The organism is Bradyrhizobium sp. CCBAU 11361, assembly GCF_028128935.1.
Lineage (GTDB): Bacteria > Pseudomonadota > Alphaproteobacteria > Rhizobiales > Xanthobacteraceae > Bradyrhizobium > Bradyrhizobium niftali.
Genome location: NZ_LBJZ01000131.1, coordinates 1 through 15326 on the forward strand (window position 1 = coordinate 1; position 15326 = coordinate 15326).

Below are 15326 nucleotides of genomic sequence, written 5' to 3' on the forward strand. Positions count from 1 at the left end.
CGCCTAAAGCGACCTTTGTCACGAGGCTTCGATCCGTCCGATTGCTCGTCCAAACCGCTCGTCAGCTACCAGATCAAATCGACAACTCTCTGGGTGGATCCTTCCTCCACTGGTAATACGCGCCGTCGGGGCGCACCGAAAGGCTTTGGTTCTAGTCTGGCGCAATGAGTCGCACCGCATGCCCCAATCTCCCGATCTCGCGCCCCCAGTAGTGGCTGCTGGCGCAGGCCTCCATGGCGACCGTGCACGTCGGCTGCGCGGCAAGACATTTAAGGACCTGATCCCGGCGCAGCTTCTTGCGGAAAAGCACGGTTCCTGATGCATCCGCGCCGTGCATCTGGAACACATTCTTCGCCAGATCCAACCCGATTATGCTAACTTCCGACATGGACGCCTCCGTTCAAGTGATGGTCAACGACACCACTTTGGCACAGCTATGCCGTGAGGGGGCGTCCACCCCATCAACTACGCCACCCACAAGACACCCAAGATCAAAGCGTGGCTCGCTCGCCGGCCGCACTATCATGTCCACTTCACGCCGACTTCCGCGTCATGGATCAATCAGATCGAGCGCTGGTTCGCTGAGCTCACCAGAAAGCAAATCCAGCGAGGTGTTCACACCTCCGTCAGGCAACTCGAGGCCGACATCCGTACCTTCATCGAACTGCACAACAATAACCCGAAGCCCTTCAAATGGACCAAGTCCGCAGACCAGATCTTGGCTTCCATCAAACGCTTCTGCCACAAAGCCCAGCAGACTTTATGTGGCGAACTTTAGATTCACGTGACTAGAAGGCCGCGCCAATCTCGACTCGCGCGTCGACTATACGTCGAGGAGCTCGGTAGTTGGTGAGCTGCATTGGAGCCGGAACGGGACGCCGCCGAACCAAGGCGCCCCGACGCACTTTGCCGGGGGTTGAAAGCGCGCCGGGCCCGCCCCAACATCATCAGTACATCCGTGATGATGCTTGCGGCAATGAGACAAGCAGCGTGGCGGAATTGAGGCTCATGCATTTTATACTTGAAATTAAAAAATGTTCTCGTGAGCTGCTCCAAAGCACTTGAATCGCACGTAGCGTCACGTTGTACGATCGCGCACTTGGCGCTCTTCATCTAGCAAGCAATTTATTTTCCGTGACACGCCGGCCTTCAACGGGAGGCATCCGACTCGTGGCATCTGCTGAGAGGTGCTGCATATCGAAGGTAAGCGGCGAGACGCCCGCCTCCCAAGCCAGCCATTGCTCCATGCTTTAGTGCCCTTGGATTCCCAAAGGATGATACCGGCTGGACGAGCGATCGAACCGTTGATCTGCTGGACGACGTGCGCGCCAGCTCCTTTGCCGATCGCCTCAATCGTCTCCGTAGGAAACGGCTGCGAAGCAAGGCTTCGAGCTCGAGCTCGCGCACTTCGCCCGGGAATTGCTGGAGGGCTGCTCAGCCTTGCGCTTCAACTCCTTGATCGTCTGGGCAATCGACTCCATCGATTGATCCTTCTCAAGCACACGCAAGCGCGCGGCTTCGTCAGCTTCCTGCCTGGCTTTCGCCTGGAAATCACCGATTGAGACCTATTCGATGGCAGATCGAGTTCACGTTCTCTTCATCAAGGGCACGTTGCTTGCGGATCAGCTCGGCTTGAGCCTGCTGCGCCTCGGCAAGCCTGGCATTGTTGGCTCCAAGTTTTGACAAAGCTCGGCCGCTTCGGCAGTTTGTGCCATTAGCTCGGCCGCCGCAGCGTCTCGAGCCTTCTTCGCTTCCATGGCGACGAGCTGGCCGCGCTCGGCAGCTAACCGCTCGGCGAGCTGGTCCTCGACTGCTCGCGCTGCGTGGCCCCTCGCTGCTGGGCAAGGCCTCGGCCTTGCGGGCAACCTCGGCATCCTTGTCCGCCAAGTTTTGCTGAAAGCGCCGGCCGGTTCCCTCATTCACGGAGCAGCAAGAGAATCGGTGAGGTGAATCTCGTGATTGTAGTTCGGGTGGGCCGATGAGCGGCACCCGCCGCGGGTGTTTCAGGTTCTGAGCCCTCATGCCCTATTGTGCTGCCGGACTAGACGTGATCTCGCCAGCGTCGGCGCATTTTACCATGCGACTTTATCGTGATTTCCACATCCTGGTCGAATGCCATGAGCATCCACATCGGCTTTTCCTCGGAAAACCGGCTTGGAAGCCCAGCGACAGCCTGGCCCGCTTTTGGTGATGCCTTTAGATCCGTGGTTTTCGTCGCGAAAGGTTGCGCGTCAAGGAATGCGGAAGCGACGCGCCCTCGGATGAATGACTGACACTGCGCGCAGGCTAGTCAGGGGAGACTAGCCGCTCCGACCGTGCTCATACGAGAAGTTCATTCTACCCACAAGCATCCAGATAATCGCTAACGAGCGGCTCTCATTCCCATTCTCACTCCCGGCCCCTAAGCCGCGTTGGCAGTGACATCGAGAGCGGGACCAGACTTGAGGAACAGGTAGGCCCTTTTGACGTAACGCAAGGACAGAAGAGAGGGCGTCGGTCAGCTTCATACTGTTTGAGCATAGGAAAGTTCAGCCTTGCAGACCTCCCTCCTAAACAAGTATTGCGATGCTCGCCTGCCTTGGTACACCATCTACCCAACCGTACCGGATTTCTCCGCGATGGTCGGTGCCGAGACTTGTGAGACATGGTTGAGGCGGCTGCCGCCCGACGAACCCGTATCGCTCTACCTCCACGTGCCGTTCTGCCGCTCGATCTGCTGGTATTGCGGCTTTCCTACAAGCCTCACTCGCAGCGAGCGACCGATCAGCATTTACTTGGCGGCGATGCATGAGGAGATCCGCTTGGTCGCAGAGCAAGCGCCGCGCGCTCTGCCGGTGAGCGACGTGCATTTCGGCGGTGGGACGCCGACCACCATTGCGCCAACCGATTTCCTGGCCTTGATGGAACTCCTGCGCCGCTGCTTCGCGTTCAGCAAATCAGCTACCATCGCCATAGAAATCGACCCGCGTGCGTTCACGGCCGAGATGGCCGAAACGTTACAAGCAGCCGGGGTCAGCCGCGCGAGCATCGGCGTGCAAAGCTTCGACCCCGTGGTTCAAAGGTCGGTCAACCGCGTCCAGAGCGAGGTGCAGACGGCTTCTGTCGTCGAAAGTCTTCGCCAGCATGGGATAAGCCGCATCAATTTCGACCTTCTCTTCGGACTGCCGCATCAGACGGTCCGGTCCTGCGTGGACTCCGCGCGGACGGCTCTGGCCATGCGGCCAGACCGGCTTGCAGTTTTTGGATATGCTCACGTCCCCTCCTATATGAAACGTCAGCGCCAGATCGATGAGGCGGCGCTGCCGGACAATGTCGCCCGCGCTGAGCAAGCCGCGGCCATTGCAGATACACTGGTCTCGGCCGGCTACCGCCAGATCGGGCTTGACCATTTCGCCCTGCCCGACGACGAGCTCACGCTAGCGCAGAAAGCCGGTCGGCTGCGCCGCAACTCCCTGGGTTATTCGGCTGATACCTGCAAAACCGTGATCGGCTTAGGCCCGTCAGCCATCGGCCGTCTGCGTGACGGTTACGTCCAGAACGAGATCGCAACTGCTTCCTATCACCAACACATTCAGGCTGGTCGTCTGGCAACCTCAAAAGGCTACTTTCTCTCTGCCGAAGATCGCCTCCGAGCCGCAATTATCGAGCGTCTGATGTGCGATTTGCAGGCCGACGTACCAGCGATCTGTGCTGCTCACGGATTTGATCCGATTCCTCTTCTCGATTCGGCCGACCGCCTGGGAATGCTTGCCGAAGACGGGATAGTGGACATTGAAGACGGATTCATTCGGATCAAGCAGGAGCACCGGTTTGTCATTCGTGCTGTTGCTGCCGCATTCGACACTTATCTCGACCGTACCCCTATTAACTAAGCCACGCATGTGAGCAGATCCCAAACATCTAAGCTCTTCGCGAGGGGGCGATCCGAAGAATCGCCTCGGGCAGACGGGCCGGATTTCGAGGATGCAGCGGCGGCGTGATGACATGAACTTTCAGATATGGCCTCAAAACCGGCGAGGGCTGATCAAAAGGAAGTTGATTTAAAGGAAGACGCAGCGGATTCCGCTGTTCAGGGCCACGCCTCGATCACGCGGAAAGGGCTCTGCTCCACCTCCCTCGGCGTGCTCTCGATGATGGTGACGGCCTCAGCGATATGCCGCTGAAGACGCCGGCACCCGCACAAGCTTTGGGTATTTTACGGCCGGAGGCAGCTTTGCGAAGTTACGGTCCACCTCCTCGAGCGCAGTTGAAGACTCGACCACGCCTGCAGCGGCCACTGAGACCTCAAGGCTCGGTGGTCTTCGGTCCTGCGATCACTGGCGCGCCTCCGACGGAAACAGGTCCCTGTGGTTTGGACCGCCCGAGGCGTTTCCTGGCGACGCTTGAAACAGCCCCGGATGACGACAAAGGAGGCACGGAAGCAGCCGAAGGGACAGGTATTAAACTCTGCAGCGAATCGATCCGCGAAGTCAGCACGGTGATCTGATCCAGGATCCCTTTGAGGTCATCCCGCTGGGCATCGATCCGGCGGTTGAGTTCTGCGATCTCATCGCCAGCTTTCTGCTGTGCCCACTTTATGTCGGACAGGGATGCACTGTCCTCCGGTGACAGGCTCATCGTTGAAGCGACTTCCCGGGCTTCCGGCGTCTCGACAAACTTTTCAAGGTTAGCCCAAAGCCAGGCGCCAGCAGCACACGAGCCGACGAGGACAAGCGGGAAAACCAGGGGAATCCGTCTTGACGGCCGGTGCAAGAGCGGCCGCAAGTCTGAAGCGGCCGCTTGATCAATCCAGTCCATTGTCCCTCGCTCAACATCCCATTCCAGCAGGCTTATTTCGTCGAAGCGACAGCCTGCGATACTCACGCGCTCCAGTAGCTGCCAGCGTCGAGAATAATCAATCTTGGCGACCTTCCCGATCGGCTGCCACTGCTCTTATCAAACTCCCTTCTTGAGCAACGCAACGCGACAATTTGCGCGCGTTCTCCATGATAGCATCACCATCGAGCAATGGTTCTCGTCTTCGTCGGCGATGGCGCAGCATTTTCTCATCATTCAGAAGAACCTTGCAGATTTTCCTACCTTGCCGCTGCACGAATGCAAACCGTCCACCGATTGCTGCAGCGTGTTCGATGGAGTCCCGCCTCACGCGTTGCCGAGACCAGCAACTTCATTCCGGACGCGCCACGTGAGCGCCACGGCTGAGCGGCCGAGCCGCAATGGCCGATTGGACCGGCAACCATTGCACCTGGTCAACTACCAATTCCGGCAGGTTGTTCGAGATGACGGGCACGTGGCAAGCGTGACCAACGAACGCCGCGCACGTGAAGGATTCGGATGCAAGACAGATTTTGCCGCGCCAACGGCGCTGACGGAGGCAGCAACTGCTCGCCGATACACGCCAAAGCTGCTCGATGGCTGATTCCTCTGGTCTCCTGGGCCACCACGTTAGACGTTGTGGTGTGGTTGCCGGGCGCGCAAATTCAAAGGCTCTCCGGCCTTCGAGCCTGGCGATTGTCGCGTCTTTCGGTGACAACGATACCAATGGAGCGCTTCGTGAAGCCAGGCCGCTTGCCCGGCGAGCCTTGCTTTCTGGTAGCTGCCGTTTCGTCGAGAAAGCCGCCTTCGACGCAAATGCGCGGCACCGCCAGAATCGCCTGACTCACAGTGCTGGCCATTCGCAATGTCTTGGCGGCCAGGACAGCGAGGTCCCGGGCGCTCGGCGTGAGCATTTTGCCGAGCCAGCGCTCGCCGCTCGCTCTCGGCGCAGCGGCCGTGATGCTCAAGAAAGTTGCAGACCAGACCATCATCGCGCCGCGAGCGGAGAGGTTTGGGAAGCCTGAGTGGTTCTCTTCGGATAGATCGAATTCTGGCTCGTCCCCCTCGCCCTCGGACGCGAAAACGCCGGGAGCTCACTCTGGGCCAATCAGGCCGCAGTGCAATCTATTCATGGCCGGCAGACATGGAACCGAAGTGCGCCATGCGTGATTGCTTACTTGCGACGACCTCGCCTCGGACATACGCGGCTACGGCAGCACTTTCTTCCAATATTAGACCAAGGGGAAAGCAATGTTGGCTTGTTATCGCACTTTCGCTAACGGCTTGTCTGGTCGGCAATTCCGTACTGGCACAAACCGCGAGCGGGCTTGATCCTAGTAGCCACCCTGTGGATCAGGCCAGCAAAAGACGAAAGGCTTCCGATCGGGCCGCAAAGCTCCCGATCGACCTGATCCGTCAGGCAATCCGCCCTCCTGCCCCGGCGTCAGCAGCAGGTCCCGGAGTGCCTTTCGAGAAGCGCGGCAATGCGGACAGGGCTGCTCAGACGAGACCGCAAAAGACGATCGATCCCTTCGCAAGGTACGACGATCTGCGTGAAAAAGGGTTGTGGCTCAACATACCCGGCCCTGCGGACACAATTGATCAGGACAACGTTAGATCGGCGCTGGCAGATGTCGGCATCGGCTACATCGGCTGGACACACAACAGCTTTGCAAACAACCAGCTGCCGAATGCAGCCAGAAGCACTATCGCAAACCAGCTCTATATGGGCCAGAATCCGACCTTCGCGTCGGCAAACTTCATGATTGTCACCTACGATCTCAGCCGGTTTGGCATTGCCGACGGACAGATTGTCGTAGGAGCCGAGCAGCAATACTGGACGTGGGATCGCCCGGGGCCAGATCGAGTGGGAATCAATACGCTCGCCTACTACCAGACTTTCTTCGACAGGACGCTAGAACTCAAACTTGGCTACCTCAGAAACCAAAATGAGTTCACCGGCACATTGTTCGGAGGGATTACAGGATCGAACATGTCTGCCTTGTTCCAGGCAGGGATGAGCACCAATGCCGCGCCCACGCCGGCGGTCAACTTGAAGTACAATTTTGACGATCGCTTGTACAACAAGGTCTCCATCCAACGCTCAATCAGTCCAGATGGTCCCTATGCCCAGATAACGGAGAATCCCACCGGCTTGAACTGGAGCACGGCCAATGCAGGCATCCTTCTCGTTGAAGAAGCCGGCTACAAGAACAAGGCTGCTCCGGGCATACCCGACACGTGGCTGCGGGCGGGCGTTGGTTTCAACAGTAGCCGCTACATGAATTTGGCGGATCCCAAGCAACAAAGGGAGAGCGGGAACAATTTTTACTACATCGCTGCCGACAGGCAGCTCTCGCAGAGTGACGCCCCTGGGTCGCCGTCTCGCGGCATCTATGGCGGCTTCTCCGTCATGGGAACTCCACCTGACCTCAACAGGATCAGCCGGTATTATGAGCTGCGTCTTTATGCGAAGGGAGCTTTTGATAGTCGGCCCAGTGATCTGATTGCTCTCGTTGCGACCAGCACAGCCTGGAGCAAGCATGCAGTGGATGCTGCTCTGGCTAAAGGCCAGCTTGCGCACCGCGAGACCACAGCAATCACGGGAACATACACCGCGCATCTCGCCCCGGGGATATATGCAAGCGTCGGACTGTCATACATTCACAACCCGACAAGCATCGCACACACGCCTGAAACGGAACATGCGCTCAATCTGTTGGTATCTACGTTGATTTTCTTCTGATCATCGCATGCGCCATTCTGCTCCCACGTTCTCGTGACGCATGGGACCGAAGCTTCGCGATCTCCTTGAAAGGATCGGCCGCAATGCGCTAGACGAGCCCGTTAGGTCGGATATGACCGGACGCCAGCTGGAAGAGATTATGGAAAAGGATCTCGTTAGTTCTCCAGGGAGCATCGGGCGGATTGGAGGAGAGGCTGGTCCCGAGCGCCGTCATTTCCGGGGTGGGCCAGCGCGAATAACTCCCTGTATGGAACCATGGCCAGGTCAGGTTCTCGAAAGCTTGCCCGACTACCGAGACCTGTTCAGGTGATCCTGGAGGTGAGGTTAGCGTGGACCCGCAAGGTTCTGACCCATTTAATGTACCAGCTTGGTCGCAGGTGCAGCACGCCGTCTCGGAACAGCCGCAGACGAGCCAGACCCGACAAGATGGCTTTGAGCAGCACTTGGCCCAGGCAAGGCAGCCCGCTCCCGTCGGCGGCGGGGGGGCCCTATCCCCGTCTGCTATCTAAAGACCGGCAGGGCGATTGCTCAATATGCGGCTCAGAAAAGTCCACAACCGAACACGGCCGCGGCGCCTTTCACCTTCGTCGGGAATACCGCGAAGTTACTGCCCTGCCCGAGCCCATCGGTGAGGCCAACTATCTGGTTGGCGCCCATTTCTTCGCGAGGGCCGATCCGCCCCACATGGCGCCGGGGTGTTGTACCGAGAGGCACGGGTTCTCTCATGGGCAGGCCATTCTACCATGGGTTGATCAATTAGGTGTTGTGGCGGGAGATAGCCGTGGACGAAACTAGCCTTCATGACTTTGACGGACCGATGTCGCCTCAGACTTGGCGATCATGGAAAGCCTGGACCGACCCTCAAGACTCAGAACCGCAACCCAAAAGCCTCCCCTTCGTTGTGGCCCGCTTGCTCTTGTGATTTGGTTTCTGTTGGGATTCGTGGCTTTGGCGAGCTGGGTCGGACTTAGCGCCTTAAATGATCCGGATCAGCCTGTTCGCAACGATAGTTGCCGGAATTCTGGAAACAGGCGTGCTCGTGCCTCCCTGTGCGGTATCAGTAAACGTGACGGCACCAGTTGACGTCAGCGCCGTGCTATTATTCAAGTGCGGGTATCCTGACAAACTTCGGCGCCGACTTAAATCAGGCGCAGCGAGCGGGCCGACGCGCTCCTGTTTCAGCACCACGAATACGGCACTGCCAACTAATGATGAAGCGACACAACGAGGCAACAATGCCCGGAGGAGGTCAGTCGTTATGCAATCTGACACCTCCACGACCGGCCTGCTCTTTTGTCCCGGGGGACGTCACATGCGACGTAGAGCAGAGTTCTTCAGGAAGCCGGGGCAAGTGCTGGATTAGCCAGAAGACCAATCCACCCCTCCCAACGTCCTTTCAAAGCAGCTTCCTCGGTCCTGGAGAACCAAAGGCGGCGTCCCGTCTCCGAGATCACTTCCAGTGGGCCGGCGTAGTCTTCCGATGCTTACCAACATATCACCACGATCGACCAGATCGTGCCAGACCAGCTCGACTTCGCCGGTGCAAGAAAAACGTCAGCGGAGGATGCTCGCTCCCCTGGAGGCGAAGTAAGCCTCGCAAGGGCTAAAGTTCCCCATTCGATCACGACGAACCAAGCCGCAATCATCATCCTGTTCGGGTCGTGACTCCGTCCGTGGGCCATCCGCCGGCAGAGTGCCGTCGAGGATCGCGCGGTCAGTTGGCATAGCGGGCCGTCAGGTCGCGTTATATTCAAGCCTTCCTCGATGTAGCCGCGGATCACGACGCAAGCCGCCGGCGTACAGGTCCGGTAGGTCCGTTCGAAGCCTTGTAGCCGCGATTAAAGCCCGCGACCATGCGCGCGCCGCGGTCGCGGGAGGGGGGTCGGCATCGATCAGCGCCTGCATCTCGTTGCGCGTCCGCAGGCGCCCTGTAACAGGCATTCCACTGCCTAAGCTAGGCGGATTTTGCGACGCCTCGAGTTTCCCCTGCTCCTCCAAACACGAATGCTTGCTCAACATGGTCGAGAATCAGATCGGCGTCCGGTGGGCCCAGTACCTGGATCTCAAGATGGTATATCCCAAGCGAATGTGCCGCGAAATCAACACCTGGCAACGATACCGAAATGCCGTCCGCGTCCGCATTAAATGTATGCCCACACTAGAAAAGCGCCCGCGCCAACATCGGCAGCGCCTGTCCCAAAACTCCCAAAGAGTCATAGATCACCGTGCTTTTGCTTTCTAATGCTGAGAGACAAGCGAAATCGGAGGGCGCTCGTTCGAGTCGCCACGGCGTTGGACCTAAATGATGATAGCTCTTCGCGCAATCATGGCCCTTAATTGGGTTTCAGCAGCTCAATCGATAGGGCGTTCCAGTTAGGTGGTATCTGCCCATGAATATTGCGAACGAAGAAGTCCAGAAGCTTGAGCTCGCTATAATTGCCGGGCACTCCGTGATCTGCGCTGGGTACCACAAGCATGTCGAAGTATTTTCCTGCCTTGATGAGCCGATCAGCCATCTGATAGGTAGAGGACGGATCGACATTGCGGTCCATTTCGCCGACAACGAGCATCAACTTACCCTGTAGTCTGTGGGCGTTGTCGATGGCGGAGGACAGCGAATATTCGATGCCAACCGGCCAACCCATCCACTGTTCATTCCACCATATCTTGTCCATCCGGTTGTCGTAACAGCCGCTGTTAGCCACCGCCACCTTGTAAAAATCGGAATGGAAGAGCAGCGCGCTCACCGCGTTCTGCCCGCCGGCGGACCCGCCAAAAATGCCGACGTTCGAGATATCGTACCACGAATATTTCGCGCTCGCCGCCTTATGCCATAGGATCCGATCGGGAAAGCCGGCGTCCTTTAAATTCTTCCAGGCAATGTCGTGGAACGCGCGCGAGCGATTGTTCGTACCCATTCCATCGATCTGAACGACGATAAACCCCATTTGGGTGAGCGGCTCAACCAAGGCCGAGAACGACTTGGGAACGAAAGAACCCGTTGGGCCGGCATAGATGTTTTCCACCACCGGGTATCTCTTGTTTCGATCGAAGTTGAGGGGCTTGTGAATAACCCCCCATATATCGGTCTCGCCGTCCCGGCCCTTGGCATGGAAGCTGAGGGGCGGCTGCCAGCCGGAGGCGATGAGTTCGGAGATATCGGCGCTCTCAACCTGCATCAGCTCGGCATTATCACTGGCGCGATACAACACCAAGCGCGGCGGGACATCGATGCGTGACCACAGGTCGAGATAGTAGCGGCCGTTAGGTGAAAACTCAATGTGATGGTTGGCCGGTTCAGGAGTGAGCGCGGTCAGTCCGCTCCCATCGAAGTCGACACGGTAAGCATGGACAAAATAGGGATCTTCCCCTTTTTCCTTCCCGCTCGCACCAAACCAAATCTGGCGCTTGACCGGATCGACGTAGTAGACCGCGCGAACCACCCAATCTCCTCTAGTGATCTGGTTTTTGAGCTCACCGGTTCGGCCATCGAAGAGGTACAGATGCTCGTATCCATCGCGCTCGGACGCCCAGATGATCTCCTTTCCGTCCTCAACGTCGTAGCGGAAGAACTTTCCAGTATTCCGCTGGTTCATCACTAGAGGCTGGTAATCGATGAAGGTAATGCTGCGCTCATCAATCAGAGCGCGCACCTTACCTGTAGCAGCTTCCACCTCGACAAGGCGATAGAGTTGGTGCCCGCGCTGATTATACTCGAAGGTGAACCCGCGACCATCTTTCCACCACTTGATCGGCGAAAGCTCGTAAGGATTTGGAAAGGAAGCATTGTCGATTTCAATCTTGCTCTGCATGATGATGTCAAACAGCACCGGCTGGAGCAGTGGCAAGGCATCACCCGGCTTCGGATACGTCATCGACGAATATTTAGGTTGAAGATCGTCCGTCGGAGAGGATTCGATGTAGTGGATCTGACGTTTATGGCCTGGACGGATGCGGTAAGCTGCGAGGTGACGCGAATCTGGAGACCATCTTAGCGTCGAGAGAGCATAGTAGTTGCCTTCCGATCCGTCCCAGGTCAACGGGATGTCCTGCAAGCCGTCCTCGCTGCGCAGGAAGATATTGTATTTTGTAGTATAGGCCAACCATTTGCCGTCAGGCGATATGCTTGTGTTCTCCGGATCGTTCTCCGCGGGCGGGGTGGGGTCATATTGATAGACGTCCGGGCGCATGGCATTGGCGGTGCAGCCATAGCTTACGAGATCGCATGTCCACGGGGTGTTGTCGATGGTGAAGGTGATCATGCGAGCATCGCCGGCCAGCTCGAAACGGTCGAACGGCAGATTGTCGGCCTTATAGTTCTTGAGGCTTGCCCTGGCCAGCGCCGCCGCGAGGCGGGTATGATCAAAAGCCGGCTGCTTTCCGCCAGTGGCGGCATCGACCCGCATGAACTGGTGCTTGCCTTGAGTCGTCCGTCGGTAGACGAACGCTTCGCCCTCTGCGAGCCAGAACGGAACGTCGGGCATATTGACAGTGAGCTGGTTATATTGAGCGCCGATCGTGAGCGCTCGCTCGTAATCGGACGGCACCAGCAGCGGCTTTGCAATGTTGTCGGCCGGAGCCTGCGCGGCTGCCAATCCCTGCTGACCCAGCAGCGCAAGCATGAAAGCGCCAAGCTTGTACATGTTCGTTCACTCGTCCTCGTTCTGTGGGGATAACGGAGGCTGGGGATGACCTCACGAAATGGCGCAGCTGCGTTCAGTGTCTCCTCCAAAGCCCAGCACTGGCCCGTGCGCACAAAGCGTCCTAAACGTTGCACGCAAGTCTTGCGCCAGAATCAGGTTCCAATCTTCCAGACATCTGAGTGGGCGACTGGGCGGCACGGTCTAAAGCTGGGATCACCGCTCTGGCCCCAGCCAGGGATGCAGGGGTATGGACGATGGCGCCATAGATAGATGGGCCGTAGGGGTCACTGAAGATGTCCGGCCATTGCCGCCACCGCCGTGCACGCAATGTAATTCCCGGTCCAGCTCCACAGTGTCGGATGAAACCTTCACCGCTGGATCGAGATCCGCCGAATTAGCGCCACCGCAAGCGGCAAGCGTAACTGCTGCCGCGCCCCGTACAAGAACTCCAGGTCGCATATCACCTCACGAACAACACATGTGCGCGCCATCCGCAACGACGCTCGATGTCGTAGCCTCGCTTCTACGCCCCTGGTGGTGAGCAGAATCCATGCCAGCGAAGCGATGCGCATTCCCGACGGCTTCCGATAGCTATGTCGCTTACGCGACAGGGCTAGCGATTGTTGAGGCACGCCGTATGTCTGACCTCGAACACACCAGAACGTCCTGCCGTAGCGGCCGGTCAGCTTTGCGGGCTGCAGTCTCGGTCTTCGTCGGCCGATGATGAATCAAGGCCGATGAAGAACGCGTGGGCGACGCATGGAGGGCCTCGTCAACTTAATCGACCGCCGAGACGAAGGAGGCGATTCTCGAAGGTTCGAGATTCGGCGATAGCGCTTGTCGTGGAGATTTCGCGCCAAGTCGCAAAGGCTCGTTCGCGCGAAGCACGACGGAAGTCGGCGGTGATAGCTCCGAGATAGCGGATGTGGAAAAGGTTCGCGACCTGATCGTGAACTGAATGAAACCGTTGAGCCCAGTGGGACGATTTGAAACGCTTCATGATCCGCTCGCGTCGCCGCGTCGGCTGATGAGAATTCTCGGCCCGATTGTTGAGAGCTTTGTGCTGGCGAGGTTCAACCCTCGCGGCGCCGTACGAACGCAGCTTGTCCGTGATCATCACGCGCGGCGGCGTGACGGCGGACTTATAAGCCGCTGCGCAGCGCGCGAATCAATTCTCGACGCTGGATCAAGACGTCGAGAGCGAAGCCATTCTGGTCGACAGCGCGAGAGCCAATGTTTGTTCGCCCGCGATCGAGATAGCGACCTGGTCCAGATGCCATTTGTCACCGCGAGCGGGAGCGCGCTGGCGGATCCGATCGGAGAACGCCTCTACCCTTCTCGGTGTTGAAAATCTCCGGCGTGCCGTGCGTCGCCAGCGCCTCGTCCAGAGCCGCCACTCGAAAGGAGACGTCCATCGTACTCGACAGCCGCCACGCCAGAACCGCACGGCTCGCTCAGTCGATGATGGCGACGAGATAGAGAAAGCCGCGGCCGATGGGCAGATACGTGATGTCGGCCACCCACACCTGGCTCGGCCGGTCGATTGCCATGTTGCGCAGCAGATAGGGAGAGATCTTGTGGCCCCGGGGCCGGCTTTGTCGTGTTCGGCTTCGGTCCCAGCGCCGCGATGCCCATCTTGCGCATCAACCGTTGCACGCGCTTGCGATTGACCTGGAGCCCCTCAGCCTTCAGCATCGCGGTAATTCGCCGCGAGTCCAAGAATGGCAAGGCGGTGAATAGCTCGTCGATCCGCTGCATCAGGGCAAGGTCGTTGTCGTTGGCCGGCTGTAGCGGCCGATAGACGCAAGAACGGGCGATGCCGAGCAACATGCATTGCCGGCGGGTCGACAGCGCCTGGTTGGCGCGATCGAGCATTCCTCGACGGTCCGGCGTGCTCATCTTCCGGACCTCCGCGCTAGTCTTTGGCGTGCAGCTTCTCGATCTCGCGTTCGCGCGTTTCCTCGCTCTCGCGCCCGCGCCGCTTCCAGCGCGATCTTTGCCTTCAACGCCGCGTCGATCTCCCGTCGTGTCTTCTTCGTCATCATGCCCTCCGTCCATGAAAACGGAGCGGCCCTTTTCCAACTTAGCCTCTCGTCCCAAAACCGGGGTCCATTTCAGGGCAGCATTCGCCGCGTCACGCGCAACGTCAAACGCTGGCGGGATGCCGGTATGGCCTTGCGATGGGTCGTGGCCGTCATGATCGAGCCAACAAGGCCTTCCGATGATTGACGGCGCATAAGAAATTGTCGGTTCTGCGTGCGGCCCTTTAAGCTCACCACGATCGCATGACGATCAAGCCCGTTGCCCAGACGAGGGCCACGCAACATTCATTCCGGCAACGTCGGCCCGGCGTAGTTCAATAGCGATCGGGACATCTCCCGCTACCTTCGCTCACGAAAGGCCGCGCAGCGGGCATTGATCGTTCTTACCCAACTCGACGAGGTGCGGAATGGCTCGTTTCAAGAACAGTGCCGAAAGTACGGTGATGATGCGAAAATCCCAAATTGCGCATTTCCCTCGCCATTTCTTTGAGCTTTTGAAAAACGGGCGCACGGCAAGGTAGGAGCAGCCGCGCAGCTTTCGAGCGTTAGAATTGCTCGTCTTCCGCGACATGTTTCTAACCCCTTATCATTACCCGAATGCATTATCGGCTTCGGCAATTTTGCCATAACTCCAGACGCCAAACTGTGGTTGAGCGAGATCAAGGAATTGTCCGAGTTATTGCGATGAAAACATGAGGTTCGGAGTGGCCATCGGCCGAGATTGCCCGGCAAAGTCATACCACGATCGTACCGTACGTTTTTGAAGCTGGGCCTGGATCTGACGTGCCGGGGGATTGCGAACGAAGATCAATCGCGATTAGGCTAAGAGTCCACTTCTGGACTGTCGGCCCCCGCAACAAGCCCACCCATCCGCCGACGGGCGACCTACGCAGCGTGAGCATCGTGCGAATCGATGTTCGTCCAGTGCGGTCAGCACCACATGTTTGCTAGTCTGACTGAGTCACAAAACTGCCGGCCAGAATCAGCGATGGATGAAGCATGGACCATCAGTCGAGAGGCCGACATGAGCGGGCGTGGCACCAAGACGAGCGAGAAGCGATTTGCGACGTATTTGGAAGA

9 protein-coding genes and 5 pseudogenes are annotated in these 15326 nt (G+C 58.2%); 5 read left to right on the forward strand and 9 right to left on the reverse strand.

Going from position 1 to position 15326, the window contains the following annotated elements:
• Positions 1-157: 157 nt before the first annotated feature.
• Positions 158-388: pseudogene (locus XI08_RS11145) on the reverse strand (IS110 family transposase); the annotation flags it as partial.
• A 75-nt stretch (positions 389-463) separates the two neighbouring features.
• On the opposite strand from XI08_RS11145, the pseudogene XI08_RS11150 reads away from it, so the two are divergent.
• Positions 464-778, forward strand: a pseudogene (locus XI08_RS11150) (IS630 family transposase); the annotation flags it as partial.
• Between the two features lie 300 nt (positions 779-1078).
• Here the strand turns inward: XI08_RS11150 and XI08_RS45985 are convergent.
• Positions 1079-1438, reverse strand: a complete 360-nt coding sequence (locus XI08_RS45985; protein WP_333927158.1) for a DUF2130 domain-containing protein — start codon at positions 1436-1438, stop codon at positions 1079-1081.
• Positions 1439-2534: 1096 nt separating this feature from the next.
• On the opposite strand from XI08_RS45985, the gene hemN reads away from it, so the two are divergent.
• Positions 2535-3872 carry an oxygen-independent coproporphyrinogen III oxidase gene (hemN, locus tag XI08_RS11155; RefSeq protein ID WP_097669941.1) on the forward strand — a complete coding sequence of 446 codons (1338 nt, stop codon included), beginning with the start codon at positions 2535-2537 and terminating at the stop codon, positions 3870-3872.
• 412 nt (positions 3873-4284) lie between these two features.
• On the opposite strand, the gene XI08_RS11160 is transcribed toward hemN, so the two are convergent.
• A complete protein-coding gene (locus XI08_RS11160; RefSeq protein WP_097669942.1) occupies positions 4285-4797 on the reverse strand; it encodes a hypothetical protein in 513 nt (170 codons plus the stop codon).
• Between the two features lie 103 nt (positions 4798-4900).
• Here XI08_RS11160 and XI08_RS11165 point away from each other — a divergent pair, with 103 nt between their 5' ends.
• Positions 4901-5419 (forward strand): hypothetical protein, encoded by a 519-nt coding sequence (locus tag XI08_RS11165; protein WP_179880101.1) that lies wholly within the window; start codon positions 4901-4903, stop codon positions 5417-5419.
• 61 nt (positions 5420-5480) lie between these two features.
• Here the strand turns inward: XI08_RS11165 and XI08_RS11170 are convergent, their stop codons facing one another.
• Positions 5481-5783, reverse strand: a complete 303-nt coding sequence (locus XI08_RS11170; RefSeq protein ID WP_271574430.1) for a hypothetical protein — start codon at positions 5781-5783, stop codon at positions 5481-5483.
• Positions 5784-6277: 494 nt separating this feature from the next.
• On the opposite strand from XI08_RS11170, the gene XI08_RS11175 reads away from it, so the two are divergent.
• A complete protein-coding gene (locus XI08_RS11175; RefSeq protein WP_271574431.1) occupies positions 6278-7561 on the forward strand; it encodes a carbohydrate porin in 1284 nt (427 codons plus the stop codon).
• 1714 nt (positions 7562-9275) lie between these two features.
• Here the strand turns inward: XI08_RS11175 and XI08_RS11180 are convergent.
• The 4 genes and pseudogenes from XI08_RS11180 to XI08_RS11195 all read right to left on the reverse strand — a co-directional run.
• Positions 9276-9475 (reverse strand): annotated as a pseudogene (locus XI08_RS11180) (TIGR02301 family protein); the annotation flags it as partial.
• Between the two features lie 419 nt (positions 9476-9894).
• Complete coding sequence (locus XI08_RS11185) at positions 9895-12204, reverse strand: S9 family peptidase (protein ID WP_271574432.1); 2310 nt, start codon at positions 12202-12204, stop codon at positions 9895-9897.
• A gap of 777 nt (positions 12205-12981) precedes the next feature.
• Positions 12982-13528: pseudogene (locus XI08_RS11190) on the reverse strand (IS6 family transposase); the annotation flags it as partial.
• A gap of 5 nt (positions 13529-13533) precedes the next feature.
• Positions 13534-14103, reverse strand: coding sequence for an IS3 family transposase (locus XI08_RS11195; protein WP_271574433.1), 570 nt, complete (start codon positions 14101-14103; stop codon positions 13534-13536).
• Between the two features lie 219 nt (positions 14104-14322).
• On the opposite strand from XI08_RS11195, the pseudogene XI08_RS11200 reads away from it, so the two are divergent.
• Positions 14323-14474, forward strand: a pseudogene (locus XI08_RS11200) (IS256 family transposase); the annotation flags it as partial.
• A 121-nt stretch (positions 14475-14595) separates the two neighbouring features.
• On the opposite strand, the gene XI08_RS11205 reads toward XI08_RS11200, so the two are convergent.
• Positions 14596-14817 (reverse strand): hypothetical protein, encoded by a 222-nt coding sequence (locus XI08_RS11205; RefSeq protein ID WP_161533430.1) that lies wholly within the window; start codon positions 14815-14817, stop codon positions 14596-14598.
• Between the last annotated feature and the right edge of the window lie 509 nt (positions 14818-15326).